The 18,124-nt window shown below is 46.8% G+C and carries 19 protein-coding genes; all 19 read left to right on the top strand.

The window, feature by feature from the left end; genetic code table 11:
- Positions 1-152: 152 nt before the first annotated feature.
- The 19 genes from V1499_RS08925 (at position 153) to V1499_RS09015 (ending at position 18,064) form a co-directional block, all read left to right on the top strand.
- The gene (locus tag V1499_RS08925) at positions 153-1,625 is read left to right on the top strand and encodes a UDP-N-acetylmuramoyl-L-alanyl-D-glutamate--2,6-diaminopimelate ligase (RefSeq protein WP_409276263.1); all 1,473 of its coding nucleotides are present in this window, start codon (positions 153-155) and stop codon (positions 1,623-1,625) included.
- 164 nt (positions 1,626-1,789) lie between these two features.
- On the top strand, positions 1,790-2,764 hold the full coding sequence (gene mraY, locus V1499_RS08930) for a phospho-N-acetylmuramoyl-pentapeptide-transferase (protein WP_409275541.1): 975 nt from the start codon (positions 1,790-1,792) through the stop codon (positions 2,762-2,764).
- Positions 2,765-4,117: a UDP-N-acetylmuramoyl-L-alanine--D-glutamate ligase gene (gene murD, locus V1499_RS08935; protein ID WP_409275542.1), complete on the top strand. Its 1,353-nt coding sequence runs from the start codon at positions 2,765-2,767 to the stop codon at positions 4,115-4,117.
- Positions 4,118-4,201: 84 nt separating this feature from the next.
- On the top strand, positions 4,202-5,302 hold the full coding sequence (gene spoVE / locus V1499_RS08940; protein ID WP_409275543.1) for a stage V sporulation protein E: 1,101 nt from the start codon (positions 4,202-4,204) through the stop codon (positions 5,300-5,302).
- A 390-nt stretch (positions 5,303-5,692) separates the two neighbouring features.
- A complete protein-coding gene (gene murB, locus V1499_RS08945; protein ID WP_409275544.1) occupies positions 5,693-6,601 on the top strand; it encodes a UDP-N-acetylmuramate dehydrogenase in 909 nt (302 codons plus the stop codon).
- A 165-nt stretch (positions 6,602-6,766) separates the two neighbouring features.
- Entirely contained in the window at positions 6,767-7,552 is a 786-nt protein-coding gene (locus tag V1499_RS08950) for a cell division protein FtsQ/DivIB (RefSeq protein ID WP_409275545.1), read from the top strand.
- The gene (locus tag V1499_RS08955; RefSeq protein ID WP_409275547.1) at positions 7,533-8,237 is read left to right on the top strand and encodes a DUF881 domain-containing protein; all 705 of its coding nucleotides are present in this window, start codon (positions 7,533-7,535) and stop codon (positions 8,235-8,237) included. Before V1499_RS08950 ends, V1499_RS08955 begins: the two co-directional genes overlap by 20 nt.
- 36 nt (positions 8,238-8,273) lie before the next feature.
- Positions 8,274-9,017 carry a DUF881 domain-containing protein gene (locus V1499_RS08960; RefSeq protein ID WP_409275549.1) on the top strand — a complete coding sequence of 248 codons (744 nt, stop codon included), beginning with the start codon at positions 8,274-8,276 and terminating at the stop codon, positions 9,015-9,017.
- Positions 9,017-9,379 (top strand): small basic family protein, encoded by a 363-nt coding sequence (locus V1499_RS08965; protein ID WP_409275550.1) that lies wholly within the window; start codon positions 9,017-9,019, stop codon positions 9,377-9,379. The genes V1499_RS08960 and V1499_RS08965 overlap by 1 nt, the downstream gene beginning before the upstream one ends.
- Positions 9,380-9,500: 121 nt before the next feature.
- Positions 9,501-10,784: a cell division protein FtsA gene (gene ftsA, locus V1499_RS08970; RefSeq protein WP_409275551.1), complete on the top strand. Its 1,284-nt coding sequence runs from the start codon at positions 9,501-9,503 to the stop codon at positions 10,782-10,784.
- Between the two features lie 169 nt (positions 10,785-10,953).
- Positions 10,954-12,090 carry a cell division protein FtsZ gene (gene ftsZ, locus V1499_RS08975; protein ID WP_409275553.1) on the top strand — a complete coding sequence of 379 codons (1,137 nt, stop codon included), beginning with the start codon at positions 10,954-10,956 and terminating at the stop codon, positions 12,088-12,090.
- Positions 12,091-12,503: 413 nt separating this feature from the next.
- Complete coding sequence (gene spoIIGA / locus V1499_RS08980) at positions 12,504-13,436, top strand: sigma-E processing peptidase SpoIIGA (RefSeq protein ID WP_409275555.1); 933 nt, start codon at positions 12,504-12,506, stop codon at positions 13,434-13,436.
- A 44-nt stretch (positions 13,437-13,480) separates the two neighbouring features.
- Entirely contained in the window at positions 13,481-14,200 is a 720-nt protein-coding gene (gene sigE / locus V1499_RS08985; protein ID WP_316568441.1) for an RNA polymerase sporulation sigma factor SigE, read from the top strand.
- 166 nt (positions 14,201-14,366) lie between these two features.
- Positions 14,367-15,146 (top strand): RNA polymerase sporulation sigma factor SigG, encoded by a 780-nt coding sequence (gene sigG, locus V1499_RS08990; RefSeq protein ID WP_053366118.1) that lies wholly within the window; start codon positions 14,367-14,369, stop codon positions 15,144-15,146.
- 352 nt (positions 15,147-15,498) lie between these two features.
- The gene (locus V1499_RS08995) at positions 15,499-15,780 is read left to right on the top strand and encodes a YlmC/YmxH family sporulation protein (RefSeq protein ID WP_409275558.1); all 282 of its coding nucleotides are present in this window, start codon (positions 15,499-15,501) and stop codon (positions 15,778-15,780) included.
- A gap of 58 nt (positions 15,781-15,838) precedes the next feature.
- Positions 15,839-16,666, top strand: coding sequence for a peptidoglycan editing factor PgeF (pgeF, locus tag V1499_RS09000; protein WP_409275560.1), 828 nt, complete (start codon positions 15,839-15,841; stop codon positions 16,664-16,666).
- The gene (locus tag V1499_RS09005; protein WP_409275562.1) at positions 16,666-17,367 is read left to right on the top strand and encodes a YggS family pyridoxal phosphate-dependent enzyme; all 702 of its coding nucleotides are present in this window, start codon (positions 16,666-16,668) and stop codon (positions 17,365-17,367) included. Before pgeF ends, V1499_RS09005 begins: the two co-directional genes overlap by 1 nt.
- A complete protein-coding gene (locus V1499_RS09010) occupies positions 17,357-17,797 on the top strand; it encodes a cell division protein SepF (RefSeq protein ID WP_409275564.1) in 441 nt (146 codons plus the stop codon). Before V1499_RS09005 ends, V1499_RS09010 begins: the two co-directional genes overlap by 11 nt.
- A gap of 6 nt (positions 17,798-17,803) precedes the next feature.
- Complete coding sequence (locus V1499_RS09015; protein WP_409275566.1) at positions 17,804-18,064, top strand: YggT family protein; 261 nt, start codon at positions 17,804-17,806, stop codon at positions 18,062-18,064.
- Positions 18,065-18,124 lie beyond the last annotated feature (60 nt).

Consider the following 18,124-nt stretch of genomic DNA (forward strand, 5'->3'; position numbering starts at 1 on the left):
GATGGAATTTTTCCACCGCCTTCTTCCTGTGTCTCCACCATATTCCAACCGCTCGGGAACTCTACAGGAAAATCATTATGGATTAATGGCGAAATGCATGTATATCATGTAAAATAGGTATCGATTGTTAAGCAGGAGAGGAATTGAAAACAATGAAGTTGCATGAGCTTTTAAAACATTTGCGTCAACCGGGTAAATTGCCTGAAGCAAACCCGGATATATCATCCGTTGAAGACAGCCACAGCAAGGTGCGAAACGGCAGCCTGTTTATTTGCATAAAAGGCTTTTCGGCGGATGGACATGATTTTGCCGCAGAGGCTGTACAGAATGGCGCCGTCGCCATCGTTGCCCAAAGGGAGCTCGATGTGCCAGTGCCTGTTTATATTGTGCGCGACACATCAAGGGCAAAAGCCATTCTGGCTGATGCATTTTATGGGCACCCAAGCCACGGCATCCATTTGACTGGGATAACCGGAACGAATGGAAAAACAACGACGAGCCATTTAATTGAACGGATTTTTTCCGACTCGGGCCTGAAAACAGGGCTGATTGGAACGATGTATACAAAAGTGGGCGATAGGAAATTCGATGTCAAAAATACAACTCCGGAAAGCCTTACGTTGCAAAAGACATTCAGGCTGATGGCCGATGAGGGAGTTACACATGCCGTTATGGAAGTTTCCTCACATGCCCTCGATTATGGCAGGGTTCATGGGACTGATTTCAATATTGCGGTCTTTACGAATTTGACCCAGGACCATTTGGATTACCATAAGACGATGGAAAAGTATAGGCAGGCAAAGAGCCTTTTGTTTTCCCAATTGGGGAATACTTATTCTGAAGCATCACCAAAGTTCGCTGTTATAAATGCAGACGACCCCGCCGCCCTAGAGTTCATCCGGGCAACCGCGGCATTGATACTTACATACGGGATTGATGAAAAGGCGGATATTATGGCAAAAAACATCCGCCTTACTCCACAGGGTACAACATTTACGGTAGAAATTGCCGGAATGCCTTATTCTGTTTCAATGAAACAGGTAGGCAAATTCAACGTTTATAACGCGCTTGCGGCAATTGGAGCAGCTCTTGCCTCTGGAATAACCCCAGAAATCGCCATTTCGTCACTTGAGCGGATTGAAGGGGTGGCTGGAAGGTTTGAAACAGTCGACGCCGGGCAGGACTTTTCGATTATTGTCGACTATGCACATACCCCAGACAGCCTTGAAAATGTCCTGAAAACCATCCGTGAATTCGCAAAAAAGAACATATATGTATTGGCGGGCTGTGGAGGGGACCGGGACAGGGCAAAGCGCCCACTGATGGCAAGCATTGCCTGCGAGTACGGGACGCATCCGATTTTCACTTCGGATAACCCGAGGAGCGAGGACCCGGAAGCCATCCTCCGCGATATGGAAGAAGGCGTTAAAGGAAGAAACTACAAAGTCATCCCTGACAGGAAAGAAGCAATTGAATATGCTGTCGGCTCGGCCCAATCCGGGGATATCATCCTCATCGCAGGAAAGGGACACGAAACATACCAGGAAATTAAAGGCGTCAAATATGATTTCGATGACCGGGTTTGTGCAAGGGAAGCGGTCATTCGCCTGGCAAAAGATAAATAATGACCAAAACTAAACTTTTAACGATGGAGATTAACGTAAAGATATGAGTAGCAAACAAATTGTTTTTTTTCATAGGGGCCTTCTCCCGAATAGTAAAACTTCATATGATAGTGCTGTGGCCGCGCGCTTTGCCGGCGCCACTGTTCCTGTAAGGAGGCAGCTTCATGCTTGAACAAGTTATTTTTTTCACGATACTGATGGGGTTTTTAATAACCGTCCTCCTTTCCCCGATATTCATTCCTTTTCTGAGAAGGTTGAAGTTTGGGCAGAGCATTCGGGAAGAGGGCCCGAAATCGCACCTGAAAAAATCAGGAACGCCTACGATGGGCGGGATTATGATTCTGTTATCGATTATTGTTACCTCGCTCGTAATGGCGGGCAAGTTCGCTGGACCGACCTCTAAGACATACATGTTAATCATTGTCACCGCCGGCTTCGGGCTGCTCGGATTTCTAGATGACTTCATAAAAGTTGCAATGAAGAGGAATCTTGGCCTTACATCGAAGCAGAAATTGTTGGGCCAGATTATTATTTCGGTCATTTTCTATCTTCTTTATAGAAGAAATGAGCTGCCGTCGGAATTGGGGCTTCCTTTTACCGATTATTCGATTGACCTTGGCTGGTTTTATCTCGTTTTTGTCATCTTTTGGCTAGTTGGTTTTTCAAATGCGGTCAATTTGACGGATGGGCTTGACGGGCTTGTGTCTGGGACGGCGGCGATCGCCTTCGGTGCCTACGCCGTGCTTGCTTGGAGCCAGTCCCAATTTGAACTTTCAATATTTAGTGTCGCCGTCGTTGGCGCGGTACTGGGTTTCCTTGTATTCAACGCCCACCCTGCCAAGGTTTTTATGGGGGATACCGGATCACTCGCGCTTGGGGGTGCCATAGCCGCATTATCGATACTTACCGGCCATGAATTCCTGCTCTTAGTGATTGGCGGCGTCTTCGTAATCGAAACGTTATCGGTCATCCTCCAGGTGATTTCGTTTAAGACAACAGGCAGAAGGATTTTCAAAATGAGCCCGCTCCACCATCATTATGAACTTTCAGGCTGGTCCGAATGGCGAGTTGTCGTCACGTTTTGGACAGTAGGCCTCCTTTTTGCGATTCTTGGAATTTATATCGGGGTGTGGATTTAAGTGAAGATGATTGATACGTACCAGCATAGGAAAATACTTGTACTGGGACTTGCGAAAAGCGGCGTGACGGCGGCCGCGCTCCTACATAAGCTAGGAGCATTCGTGACCGTTAACGACTTTAAGCCCCTCTCCGAAAACGAGGAGGCCCAGGGGCTGCTTGAACAGGGAATCACCGTGATAACGGGGAGCCATCCGGTTGAACTTCTTGAGGAGGGCTTTGAACTCGTTGTCAAAAATCCTGGCATCCCATACACGAACCCGATGGTAAAACGGGCTTTTGAAAAAGGGATCCCAGTTGTAACCGAGGTCGAACTGGCCTGGCAAATTTCCGAAGCCCCGTTTATTGGAATTACGGGAACGAATGGAAAAACAACTACGACAACTTTGATTTTTGAAATGCTTAAAGAAGGGGCAAAACAACCTCTCATCGCTGGGAACATCGGTACGGTCGCATCGGGAGTGGCACAGGAAGCAACAGAGGAAAATACGATCGTCATCGAGCTTTCATCTTTCCAGCTGATGGGCATAGAAGGTTTTAGGCCCAAGGTCGCCGTTCTTACCAATCTTTATGATGCCCACCTGGATTATCATGGAACAAGGGCGGAATACCATTCGGCAAAAGCGAACATCACGAAGAATCAGGGAGATGGCGATTATTTTGTTTTTAACGCCGACCAGGAAGAAACACTTGCTGTTGCAAAAAGCTCGAAAGCAGTGCTTGTTCCTTTTTCGGCCACGAAAGAACTAGGGAGGGGAGCCTACGAGAGTGGGGGCTGGCTTTGCTTTGAAGGAGAGAAGATCATTCATCGCGAGGAAGTCGCTTTGCCAGGGGAGCACAACCTTGAAAATATTCTTTCGGCAGTCGCATCTGCAAAGCTATCGGGAGTGGATAACGAGGCGATCCAAACTGTGCTGAAATCCTTCACAGGTGTCAGGCACCGGCTTCAGTTCGTTGCGGAAAAGGATGGACGGAGGATTTACAACGATTCAAAGGCGACCAATATCCTCGCCACCCAAAAAGCGCTAGAGGCATTTGACGCGCCGATCGTTCTCCTTGCGGGAGGGCTGGACCGGGGGAATGGATTTGACGAGCTCATTCCTTCCATGAAAAATGTCAAGGCATTGATTACCTTTGGGCAAACAGCGGAAAAGCTTGCGGAAACGGCCAAGAAGGCGGGAATAAAAACGATTGTTTGCGCCGATAATGTTGAGGGTGCTGTTCCGGAAGCGTACAGGCTCTCACAGCCTGGGGATGTCATTCTCCTGTCTCCTGCTTGCGCCAGCTGGGACCAGTACAAAACTTTTGAGGTCAGGGGCGACATGTTTATTGAAGCGGTGCATAAGCTTAAGTAGGGCTTGTCTCCTTGTTTGAGCCGATTGCACGAATTTTGCCTGGCTCTCCGGAAGGCCCAATACATGGGGCAGAGGTGTTTGGCAGTGCCAGTAAAAAAAAATTCTCCCGATTTGATCCTGTTGGCCGTGACATTCGCGCTGCTCGCTTTCGGGCTTATCATGGTCTATAGTTCAAGTGCGATTTGGGCGGAATTCAAGTTCAATGACTCCTTTTTCTTCGCAAAAAGGCAAGTGCTGTTTGCCGGGGTCGGAATCGCCGCAATGTTTTTCATCATGAACATCAATTATCTGACATGGCGCACTTGGGCGAAAGTCATTATCATTATTTGCTTTTTCCTACTGCTCCTTGTCCTCGTTCCAGGGGTCGGGAATGTCAGGAATGGATCAAGGAGCTGGATTGGTGTCGGGGCTTTCTCCATTCAGCCTTCCGAATTCATGAAGCTTGCGATGATTGCATTTTTGGCAAAATACCTTTCGGAGCGCCAGAAGTTCATTACGTCTTTACGGAAAGGCCTCGTACCATCGCTTGGGCTTGTGTTCATTGCCTTTGCGCTAATTATGCTTCAGCCCGACCTGGGTACTGGTACAGTCATGGTAGGAACATGCCTGGTCATGATATTCGTGGCCGGGGGAAGGATACTCCATTTCGCTGGGCTGATTCTTCTAGGTGTAGCCGGTTTCGCTGGATTAATCATATCGGCGCCATACAGGATTAAAAGGATAACCTCCTTTCTTGATCCTTGGTCCGATCCGCAGGACAGTGGCTTCCAGATCATACAGTCGTTGTATGCAATCGGGCCGGGCGGCCTTTTCGGGCTGGGACTAGGCGAGAGTCGACAGAAATTCTTTTATTTACCGGAACCACAGACTGATTTCATCTTTGCGATTCTTGCCGAAGAGCTGGGCTTTATCGGGGGCTCGCTTATTCTCCTTTTATTTGCCCTCCTCCTTTGGCGAGGGATTAAGATTGCGCTCGGCGCTCCAGACCTGTTTGGGAGTTTCCTCGCTGTGGGCATTATTTCCATGGTTGCCATTCAAGTGATGATCAATATTGGTGTTGTAACCGGGCTTATGCCTGTTACAGGGATCACATTGCCTTTTTTAAGCTATGGGGGCTCATCGCTGACCCTTATGCTCATGGCAATCGGGGTACTATTGAACATTAGCCGTTATGTAAAATATTAACCAAGGCCCTGCGCTTGCAGGGTTCTTTTTCACTTTGGATTTGCTGAGGATAAAAATGCCATGTATGAAACGACCCTTTTCATCGTTTCTGTGTTTAAAATATAGTAGAATGAGGGTAAATGAAGCGGGTGCTTTTTTTTCGAGTTTTCCTGGTTAGTTTGTGAGGGGCGGTTTTAAAATCATTCGCTGGTCTGTAGAATATCGGCTTCAAGTAACAAGATTCATTAACAAATTTGCCGCGGGCATTACATAATGATGAAGCAAAGCGAGGGGACGCAGCCTAATACTTCCTGCTGGGAGGCGTCCCTAGGGAGAAATGAAACGAACCACTAATTAGGCATAGCATACACTAAAAAAAACTCCGTTTGTAATCAGAAAGGGAGGGATCTTATGGATGGGCTAAAGAAAGAAATTGAAATGGCCGAAGTTGGAAAAATAAAAGAGTCGGAGGCGCTGTCACAGCATACAACAATAAAAATTGGCGGGCCCGCGGACATTTTTGTTGAGCCGTCCTCAATCGAAAACCTGCTTAAAACAATGGAAATTGTAAGGCAGCACGGTGTACCTTGGCGGGCAATCGGGCGTGGGTCAAATCTGCTCGTCTCGGACCGGGGGATTGAAGGGGTTGTAATCAAACTCGGCAGCGGCCTGGACAAATTGGAACAGAACGGAACCGAAATAACGGTCGGGGGCGGACAATCACTCGTTTCGCTCGCCACCTCAGTCAGCAGGAAAGGGCTAACAGGCTTCGAATTTGCCGGAGGAATTCCGGGTTCGGTAGGCGGGGCCGTCTACATGAATGCCGGCGCCCACGGTTCGGATATTAGCAAAGTTTTAAAAAAGGCTCATATTCTATTCGAGGATGGCAAAGCGGAGTGGCTATCAAATGAACAACTGGAATTCTCCTACAGGTCCTCGATCCTTCAGAAAAAAAGGCCGGGGATTGTCCTTGAAGCTGTTTTCCAGCTTGAAGCAGGGAACAGGGAGGAAATTGTAGCGGAACTTCAAAAAAACAAGGACTATCGAAAGGAAACCCAGCCGTGGAATTTTCCATGCGCGGGCAGCATTTTCCGAAATCCTCTTCCTAATTATGCAGGAAGGCTGATTGAAGATGCCGGGCTAAAAGGCCACTCAATCGGAGGCGCGAAAATATCGGAAATGCACGGGAATTTTATCGTCAATACCGGCACCGCGACCGCAGAGGATGTCCTGGCGCTCATCCAGCATGTCAAGGATACGATTTTCTCCCTTAATGGCATCCGCATGGAAACCGAAGTCGAAATAATTGGCCGAAAATAGCAGGAAAATCATCATACTGGCATATAATTGTATGCTATAATATTTCCATTGGATTAGGCGAAAAGTTGTACCAGAAACGGCGGCATGAGACGATCGTGCCGTTGTTTTCGATTATCCCTTCCTTTACAGGGAGTTTTTTCACTAATCACGATGGGGTGAACAGGAATGCAAAAGGGCAAAGTGCTCACACTTGAAGACAGAATACCGAAATTGAAGGAACAACGGCGGAAAAAGGCGAATAGAAGGCTGATTCTTCTGCTTTTTATGTTTTTTTTCCTGATTGCCGGTGTCATTTACATACAATCCCCGCTCAGCCACGTAAGTGCAGTGGAGGTAAGGGGAAATTCGGCTTACGAAGACACGGAACTTGTGAAAGTTACCGGAATAACCTACGAGACGAACATTTGGAAAATTCAAAAGGACGCGGTATCCAAAAAATTGACAGAGTTACCTGAAATAAAGAGTGCCAGCGTAAAACTCGTACTACCAAATAAGATCCTCATCAACATAACAGAGCATAGGCGGATTGCTTATCTCGCCATGGATGCAGGATTTTACCCGGTAATGGAAAACGGAAAAGTACTACCCGGGAACAAAAAGGAGTCTCTTTCAGAAAATGTTCCGGTCCTGATGGGATTCAAGGAAGGCAAAGTGCTTGATGAAATGTGTTCTTCCCTCCTTACGCTACCAGAGGAAATTTACAATTCCATTTCAGAAATCCACTATACTCCCCAAAAAACAGATGAATTCCATGTGTCACTGTTTATGAATGACGGGTTTGAAGTTAGTGCTTCCTTAAGGACATTCGCGGAAAAAATGGTTCATTATCCATCAATTGTGAGCCAGCTTGACCCAAACGTAAAAGGAGTCATCGATTTGGAAGTCGGGTCCTATTTTAAAGCATATGAAATAAAGGGGGAGGAAGGCCTTGATGAAGAAAGTGAGGGGTAAACATGTGATTTTATCGCTCGTTTGCCTTGTTCTTGGATACATTATGGCCTTTTCCTATCATTTAACCCTCGTGGAAAACAAGCATAAAAACAAACAAGTCACAGGCAGCCATTACGAGCGGACACTGGACCTGAGGAACCAGCTCATTTACCTGGAGGAGGAGAACCGTAAGCTTCAAAGGGAATACAATAAAAAACAAGCAAAAGTCCTTCAGAATGAACAAGAACTTTCAAAAGGAGAAGAAGCATACTCATCAATCGCAAAGGAAGCTGAAAAATTTCGGATGTACCTTGGCAAGGTAAAAGTGAAGGGGCCGGGAATACAGGTCTCGCTGGCCGATGGTGATTATAATCCTGATGAACAAAACATTAATAACTACCTCGTACATGAATACCATGTTTTCAAGGTAGTGAATGAATTGTATGTATCCGGCGCGGAAGCTGTTGCCATTAATGGCCAAAGGCTATCCGCAAAATCGTATATCGTTTGCAATGGCCCCGTCATAACCGTCGACGGGAAACAGCATCCCGCTCCATTTGTTATATCGGCGATCGGTGACCCGGCGGTCCTGGAATCGGCCCTCAATATGACAGGCGGCGTCAGGGACCAGATTGTGAATGACAACATCGTTTTTACTTTGGAGAAAAAAGACTCTATTCATTTCAATCCGATATTGGGCAGCTAATTAACTCATGTCCACGAAGAAGGTTAGGTGAAAACTGTGGACAAGCAAAAAAAGAATTTTACCAGCTTTTCAATCGTGGCCGCCATCATCGGTTTTATGATCGCCATCCAGTTCCAGACCGTTAAGGAACCAGTTGATGTACGCGATACAAGGGATATTTGGCAGCTAAGGCAGGACATTCTTAAGGAAAAGAAATTGCAGTCGGAACTTCTGGGTGAAATCCGGTCTGCCGAGGACAAACTTGCCGGGTATGAAACAAAGAGGCAAAATGGGAAAGAACAGGTACTTAAGGAAACGTTGGAGGAATTAAAGATAGAGGCAGGTTTTACTGAAATAACCGGGCCGGGCATTATCCTAACGATCGAACCGGTTTTTGAGGAGGTCCTCATTGGGGACCCGATCAGCACTACTGTTACTCCCGATCTATTAAAAAGGCTGACAAATGAATTGAATATGTATGAAGCGAAACAAATATCCATTGATGGGCAGCGAATAATCAATTCGACGGTCATCCGTGAAATAAGCTCGGAAACAAGGATAGATGGCCATCGGCTCTCTGCGCTTCCGATAGAAATAAAGGTGATCGCTGAAAATATACAGGCCGCGGAAAAACTCTCCAACCGGATGAAAGCTTCGCAATCAATGGAAGAGTTCTTCATTGAAAACCTGCGGTTAACTGTTTCAGATCCAATACAGGAAATTACTATCGAGGCATTTGAAAACCCGATCAGGATAAACACAATGAAGCCAGCCAAGACCGATGAAGGGGGGGATTCCTAATGTGGCTTCCAGTCCTGGGGCTCATCATCGGAGTGATTCTCGGACTAATGACCGAAATCAGGATTCCTGATGAGTATTCGAATTATTTGTCGATTGCCGTCCTTGCCGCGTTGGATACCCTGTTTGGCGGAATCAGGGCGCATTTGCAGAATATATATGACGAAAAGGTTTTCGTCTCCGGTTTTTTCTTTAATATAATCCTTGCCGCAAGTTTAGCTTTCCTGGGAGTCCATCTTGGTGTAGACTTGTATTTAGCTGCTGTGTTCGCATTTGGAGTCAGGCTTTTCCAGAACATTGCGGTCATCAGGCGGATTATGCTGGCCAAATGGACGGCATCACGTGAAAAAACAGAAAAAATTTGATATTTTTTAAAGGGAATCATTTCGTTCTGACGAATATTTTTATAATATATAATTATATTTACAATTTTTGAACGATAAATCTAGTAGAAAGTGCAGTATTTGCTGAAGGAGGTGCCATAGGATGAACAACAATGAGATATTTGTAAGTCTTGACATCGGTACATCCAGTGTAAAAGTAATCATTGGTGAGAAGGTCAATGACTCGTTAAATATTATCGGAGTTGGCAACGTGAAATCAGCCGGGCTTAGAAAAGGGGCCATCGTTGATATAGAAGAGACCGTTCATTCTATTAAAAAAGCAGTCGAACAGGCCGAGAGAATGATAGGAATGGAAATCAGGCAAGTCATTGTCGGGATTACAGGGAACCATGTCATGCTCCAGCCATGCCACGGGGTAGTAGCCGTTTCCGGTGACAACAAGGAAATTACCCGGGAGGATATCATCCGTGTCGAAGATGCAGCCAAGGTTATTTCCATTCCGCCTGAAAGGGAGATCATCGATGTGGTGCCACACCAGTACATTGTCGATGGCCAGGACGAAATTACTGACCCTATCAATATGATGGGTGTTAGGCTTGAAATGGAAGGCACAATCATAACAGGCTACAAAACGATCCTACATAATGTTTTACGATGTGTTGAACGGGCGAATCTCGAAATTCTTGATATTACGCTCCAGCCTCTTGCATCCGGAATGTTTTCCCTCTCAAACGACGAGAAAAACCTCGGTACTGCCCTAGTCGACATCGGGGGAGGCACAACAACAATCGCGGTATTCGATGAAGGCCGCCTGATTGCCACAAGCGTGATTCCTGTTGGCGGTGAACATATTACGAAGGATCTTTCCATCGTGCTTAGGACTTCAACGGAAAATGCCGAAAAAATCAAAATCAAGTATGGACATGCCTTTTACGAGCAAGCATCGGGGGATGAAGTTTTCAGCGTCCCTGTTATAGGAAGCGACCAGCACCAGCAATTTACCCAGCTAGAAATATCGGAGATCATTGAAGCGAGGCTGGAAGAAATATTTGATCTTGTCCTGAATGAATTGAGGAGGATGGGAGTCAGCGACCTCCCTGGCGGTTATGTCCTGACGGGCGGCGTCTCGAATATGGAAGGAGTGCTCGAACTTGCCCAGGCGGTTTTCCAAAGCAGGGTAAGAAGGGCCATTCCTGATTACATCGGTGTCAGGGAACCACAATTCACATCGGGAGTCGGATTAATCAAATATGCCAGCAGAAACAGCAAGCTTGATGGCTATGTCCAGTCGGTAAGCGTTCCGCATTCCCAGGACCAGAAGGAAAACAGGGTGCCAAAACAGCAAGCCGCGCAAAAGCAGGCAAAACAGCCTGAAGAAAAAATGTCCACGAAAGTAAAGAAATTTTTTGGCTACTTTTTTGAATAGGCAAAATGTTTTAAAACTGCTTTCCATACACTGACTGATGAATCGATTGAAATCGGGGGATCTCCTGCCTGAATCCCTTTTTCTTTATAGACAATCAGGCAGGCTATTTGCCTCTAATGAACGGGGCGACAGGGCGACAAGGAAATTGGACGAATTAGGAGGATTTGTCATGTTGGAGTTTGATACAAATTTAGATCAATTAGCTACCATAAAAGTTATTGGCGTCGGGGGCGGCGGAAACAATGCTGTAAACCGCATGATTGAACATGGTGTCCAGGGGGTTGAATTCATCGCTGTCAATACAGACGCCCAAGCCCTCAATCTGTCCAAAGCTGAAGTGAAAATGCAAATTGGCGCGAAGCTAACTAGAGGGCTTGGAGCCGGCGCAAATCCTGAAGTAGGTAAAAGGGCCGCCGAAGAAAGCAAGGAACAAATTGAGGAAGCACTCCGTGGAGCCGACATGGTATTCGTTACAGCCGGAATGGGCGGAGGCACCGGTACCGGCGCTGCTCCTGTCATTGCCCAAATCGCTCGTGACCTTGGCGCCCTGACTGTTGGGGTTGTTACACGCCCGTTCACGTTTGAAGGAAAAAAACGGCAGACACAGGCAGCCATGGGCATTTCCGGGATGAAGGACGCTGTTGACACCCTTATTGTCATTCCGAATGACCGTCTCCTCGAAATCGTTGACAAGAGCACTCCGATGCTTGAAGCATTTCGTGAAGCGGACAATGTATTACGGCAAGGGGTCCAGGGTATTTCCGACCTTATCGCCGTGCCGGGGCTAATTAACCTCGACTTTGCGGATGTAAAAACGATTATGTCCAGCAAAGGCTCGGCGTTAATGGGGATTGGGGTCGCTTCAGGTGAAAACCGCGCTGCAGAAGCAGCCAAAAAAGCAATCAGCTCTCCACTTCTTGAGACATCAATTGATGGCGCACAAGGCGTTCTGATGAACATTACCGGCGGAACCAACCTTAGCCTGTATGAAGTCCAGGAAGCTGCTGATATCGTTGCTTCAGCATCTGACCAGGAAGTGAACATGATTTTCGGATCAGTCATTAATGAAAATTTGAAGGATGAAATTCTTGTTACGGTCATAGCGACTGGATTCAATGAAGAATCCATTCAGCAAAGGCCATCAGCCCGTCCGTCTTTCGGGCAGCCGAAGCCTTCGATTGGCACTGTAAAGAGGGAACCTAAACGTGAAGAACCAGTTCAGGAGCCCCAACGGCCTTCGTCGGTCTCACAGGAAGATACACTCGATATCCCGACATTCCTTCGGAACCGAAACAGAAGAAGGTAATGATGGCGGTTTTTCCCGCTAGCTGAAAAATAAAGTCGAAGCACGCCCGATGAAAAAAGGGCGTGCTTTTATTTTTTCCAAAACTCTCAAAAGAACAGCGCTGATAGTTTTATTTTTATAGATTAAATCGGGGGCAGCCCGCGGAGACATGTGCTTCGTGGCAGGCAGAACAACCACCTGTCTCTTCGAAATGATTCCAGGAAGCTTGCCTGGCGAAATGGAAGTCTACCATTTCTCTTTGCCAAAGAAAGCATTAAACATAGATATTGGCAAAAGCTGAGGGGAATCGTTGAAAATTCCATCATTTCACGTACAGGAATCGACACACTTTCAACCTCGTGATGCTATATACTTTTTCGTAAACAGAACACGGCATCCTGTCTATCAGGATCCCGACCGAGGAGATTATGCGTGTGACTGTTTATTTGGATGTAATCTGGGCTTTGAATCTGCTCTTTGACTGCCTCCTACTCAGCTTGGCGTCAATTGTATTGAAACGGGCTGTTCCACCCTGGAGAATAGCGGCTGGAGGTTTCATCGGCTCCCTAATTATCTTGCTTTATTTCACTCCTTTTGGCACTTATGCAGGGCATCCCATTTCCAAGCTTCTGTTTTCGGTTTTGATGGTCTTAACTGCTTTTGGCTACAAAGGGATGAGATTTTTTTTGTCATCACTAGCCGCCCTCTACCTCTCGACGTTTTTGATCGGGGGGGCAATGATGGGAACCCATTATTTTCTGCAAACAGGCGGGGGAGCATCAAGGGCGTTCCTCTCTTCCGTTTCGGCCGGGTTCGGGGATCCGGTAAGCTGGGCATTTGTATTGATTGGCTTTCCACTCGCATGGCATTTTTCAAAAAACAGGCTTGGGGCCATTGAAATGGCGAAAATCAAGTTCGACCAGCTTGTCAATGTCATTATCACTATAAATGGAGAATCGCTTTACTTTACCGGCTTAATTGACAGCGGAAACCAGCTGTATGACCCGATAACAAGGCTGCCAGTCATGTTTGCTTCAGTGAAAAAGACGATTGGAACATTGCCTCCTCCACTCGTGGCCGCATCAGCCGATCCCGAATCGGTTATTTATGGAGACAAACCTTTGGATAGCGAATGGGGGCATCGCGTAAGAATTGTCCCTTATTCGGTAGTTGGAGAAGAAAACCGGCTGGTGCTTGCCATCAAACCGGATATGGTTGCCATAACGCAAGGTGAACAAACGTTTCGCACGAACAAAGTGCTCGTTTCATTTACGCTTCAGGAGCTTTCATCCGATGGGTCCTTTGAGTGCATTGTCCATCCAAAGATGCTGACAGGCGTTCCGGGAGGCCCCGGCATGGCAAGTTAATACTAATATACTCACAGATACTTTTTTTAGAAGGAGGAACAAACGTGAAAAAATGGAGGCTCCGTTTTTACTATTACTGGTCCAGGCTGCTATTTAAGCTTGGCTTGAAAAGTGAAGAAGTCCATTACATAGGGGGCAGCGAAGCACTGCCGCCACCGCTTAGCAAAGAGGAGGAGGAAGTCCTTTTAAAAAAGCTTCCAGCGGGGGATAAAGCCGCACGCTCCATCCTGATTGAAAGAAATCTGAGGCTTGTCGTTTATATTGCCAGGAAATTCGAAAACACGGGTATCAATATCGAGGATTTGATTTCCATCGGCACCATAGGGCTTATCAAGGCGGTAAACACATTTAATCCAGAGAAAAAGATCAAGCTTGCCACTTATGCTTCCAGATGCATTGAAAACGAAATCCTTATGTATTTGCGGCGGAACAACAAGATCCGGTCGGAAGTTTCATTCGATGAACCACTGAATATTGACTGGGATGGAAATGAGCTTCTTCTTTCGGATGTCCTTGGGACGGATGACGATATTATTACAAGGGATCTCGAGGCAAATGTCGACCGAAAGCTGCTTTCCAAAGCGCTGCACCAGTTGTCGGACCGGGAAAAGCAAATTATGGAGCTTCGTTTCGGGCTGGCGAATGGTGAGGAAAAGACGCAGAAGGATGTCGCCGATATGTTAGGCATTTCACAATCCTATATTTCAAGGCTCGAAAAACGGATTATCAAAAGGTTGCGCAAGGAATTCAATAAAATGGTCTAACCCGCCTAAAATAAGGCTCCAAAATTTTTTTCTGAAGCCGGAAATCGCGAACATAAAGGGATTCGGCTTTTACGTCCCTCTCCGGGCGGATGTGGCCCTGCATATTTTTCCTTTCCAAGGAGATACTGTTTTTTGAACAGCAGCTCCTACAAGGAGGGAAAAGGCATTGACCCGAAATAAGGTTGAAATTTGCGGCGTCGACACATCGAAGCTTCCTGTATTGAAAAACGATGAAATGCGCATGCTTTTCCGTGAAATGCAGGCAGGGGACCTAACTGCAAGGGAAAAGCTAGTCAACGGCAACCTCCGGCTCGTGCTGAGTGTCATCCAGCGTTTCAACAACCGCGGAGAATTTGTCGACGACCTATTTCAGGTTGGTTGTATCGGCCTCATGAAGTCGATCGATAATTTTGATTTAGGCCAGAACGTAAAATTTTCCACATACGCGGTGCCGATGATTATCGGTGAGATTAGGCGCTATTTACGTGACAACAATCCGATCCGGGTTTCCAGGTCGCTCAGGGACATTGCCTACAAGGCACTGCAGGTCAGGGAGAAGCTGATGGGCGAAACATCAAGGGAGCCAACCGCGGAAGAAATTGCGAAGGTTCTTGAAGTTCCCCATGAAGAAATTGTCTTTGCCCTTGATGCAATCCAGGATCCGGTTTCCCTGTTCGAACCCATTTACAATGACGGCGGGGACCCAATCTACGTGATGGACCAATTAAGCGATGAACGTAACAAGGATACCCATTGGATTGAAGAAATCGCGCTTAAGGAAGGGATGCGCAGGCTGAATGACCGGGAAAAGCTAATTTTGCGAAAACGCTTCTTCCAAGGGAAGACGCAAATGGAAGTCGCGGATGAAATAGGGATTTCTCAGGCGCAGGTATCACGGCTTGAAAAAGCAGCCATTAAACAAATGAATAAAAATATCCAAAGCTGAAGCTGCCCCGTAAAGGCGGCTTCTTCATTTTTTAGGGAAATATAAAATTGAACATTGTTGATATCTCAAAAATAAGTTATTGTAATCCAGCTCCAGCGCCTAGCCCCTCGAGGTCTTAAGCCGGTTCCCTCCGGAGGGCAGGCCCGTCCTGCGGGCCCCGTCTTAAGCTTGTCGGGGCTGAACAAGGCGCTTCCGCATTTTGTTCTTTTCCGAATCCTCACTACGGAAGCCTTGAAGGAAAGGCTGCGATGCATGGAAAAAAAGGGTGGCCTTCCAAGTTTTCTCCGCCCTTGACAATTTTCCTGTCCTTCTGTCATATAGTTTAAATAGCAAATGACAGGAGTGGATCGCAATGGTGAGGATATCCGATTTTCAGATGAAGGACGTCATTAATGTCGCCGATGGAAAAAAGCTTGGCAATGTAACTGATATAGACATAAACCTTGCCACCGGGAAAATACAGGCGGTGGTGATTGGCGGTGCGGGAAGGGTACTTGGCTTTTTTGGCAAAGATGAGGACACTGTCATTCCATGGGCAAATATTCTAAAGATTGGCCAGGACGTAATCCTTGTGAGGGCGAGCGGGCTAACGCATAAATCTGCTTCTGAAGGCAAGGAAAACAACGCCGGGTAAGTTAGCCTGTCGGATTTAGGCGTGGTGTGGTAAACTAGAGAAAAAACAGGGGAAAACCATGGAACCATTTATTTCACAAAATGAATCAATTTTAGCTCTTGGCGGTTGGATGAAGGATTATCCCGGGCTTTCCGCGGGATTTACCACAAGGGCCGGGGGTTATAGCACCGGCGAATATGAAAGCATGAATACGGGATTCCATGTTGGTGACCATCAGAATCTCGTAAAGAAGAACAGGGAGGCGATCGCCAGGCTCGCGGGCTTTTCGCTTCTGGATATTGTCGGTGCCGAGCAGACACACGGGACGAACATTGTCAAAGTGGGCTCCAGTTTAAAGGGAAGGGGAGCAGCCGCCTACAGTGATTCCGTCCCGGATACAGACGGTTTTTATACAAACGAGCCAGGCTTCCTGCTGTCCCTCTGTTTCGCGGATTGTGTCCCGCTCTATTTCTTTGATCCGGGGAGTGGGATGGTAGGCATCGCCCATGCCGGCTGGAAGGGTACAGTAAATGGGATCGGCCCGAAAATGATCGATGCCTGGAAGTCGGAAGGAATATCGCCTACGGCTATTTTGGCGGCGATAGGGCCATCGATCTGCAAAAATTGTTACATTGTTGATGACAGGGTAATAGCTTTTGCGGAAAAGAGACTAGAACATGTCGAAAAAAAACCATATAATCAAATTAGCGCCGGGCAGTATTCCTTCGACCTTCAGGCAATGAACAAACTCTTGCTGGAAGAGGCAGGAATACCGTCGCGTAACATTTCGACAACCGGTCTTTGTTCGTCGTGCGGGGGAGGAAGTTTCTTTTCACATCGCAGGGACAAGGGAAAGACCGGGAGGATGCTTGGATTTATTGGTTGGAAGGAGGGTTCTTTGAGGTAATGGGGGTAGCAGAAAATCTTAGAGATATACGTGCCAGGATTGCAGATGCCTGCCTAAAATCCAATAGGGATCCTGATGAAGTGAAAATTATTGCCGTAACAAAATATGTCAGTACGGAAAGGGCTATGGAAGCAGTGGAGGCGGGGATTCGGGACATAGGGGAAAACCGTGATGACGGATTTCTTAAAAAGTGGGATTCCCTCGGCGGAAGGGCCTCGTTCCATTACATCGGATCTCTGCAATCTAGGAAAGTGAAAAATGTCATCGGGAAAGTCGATTATATTCATTCCTTGGACAGGCTGTCTCTAGCCAAAGAAATTGATAAGCGGGCGGAAAATGAAGTAAAATGCCTCGTCCAGGTAAATGTTTCGGGAGAAGAATCGAAGCACGGGCTCCAACCCGAGGAAGTTGTTCCGTTCATTTTGGAAGTTAAGCAATACGGGAATATCCGGATCGATGGGCTAATGACGATGGCTCCCCTGACGGATGATGAAGCAGCAATCAGAAATTGCTTCAAAAAACTCAGGGAATTAAGGGACATGATAAAGGCGATGGGATTGCCGCATGCCCCGTGCACGGAATTGTCGATGGGGATGTCGAATGACTATGAAGTTGCCGTAGAGGAAGGAGCGACGATGGTCAGGATCGGCACGTCCCTCGTCGGAAAAAACGATATGGAGGTGCAGGTAGATGAGCATTAAATCGAAATTTAAAAATTTCTTTTTTTTGGATGATCAATACGAGGAAGAAGAGGGCTATGTTGAAGAGCCTGAGCCGTTAAAACCGCAAAAACAGCAGGCGGCAAAGACGCAAAATGTCGTAAGCCTCCAAAGCGTCCAAAAGGCATCCAATTCGAAGGTGGTCCTGATTGAGCCAAGAATGTATTCCGAAGCCCAGGAAATTGCCGATCACCTGAAAAACCGCAGGGCCGTTGTCGTCAACCTACAGCGGATCGACCATGATCAGGCTAAACGGATTGTGGATTTCCTTAGTGGTACCGTATACGCGATTGGCGGGGACATCCAAAAAATTGGATTGAGCATCTTTCTGTGTACCCCGGATAATGTCGAGGTTTCCGGCAATATTTCCGAGCTGATGCATGAACATGATTTTCAAGATTCGAGGTGGTAACAGTTAATGGCTGTAATTGTGAATGTATTGACATCAATAATTAATATTTATATCTGGGCTTTAATTATCTACATATTAATGTCCTGGTTTCCTAACGCGAGAGGGACTGCGATTGGGCAATTTTTGGCGAGGATTTGTGAACCGTATCTAGAGCAATTCAGAAGGTTCATCCCTCCGCTTGGGATGATTGACATCTCTCCGATTGTCGCCATCCTTGTTCTCCAATTTGCGATGAGAGGCCTGTACAGGGTATTCACCTGGTTTTGACGGCCGCATTGGCTTTTAGGCTGGCTGGCTCAGGCGGCCAGTCTTTTTGATTGAGGGACT

The sequence above is a fragment of the Neobacillus oceani genome (assembly GCF_046237595.1).
In the GTDB taxonomy this organism is placed as follows: domain Bacteria; phylum Bacillota; class Bacilli; order Bacillales; family Cytobacillaceae; genus Bacillus_D; species Bacillus_D oceani.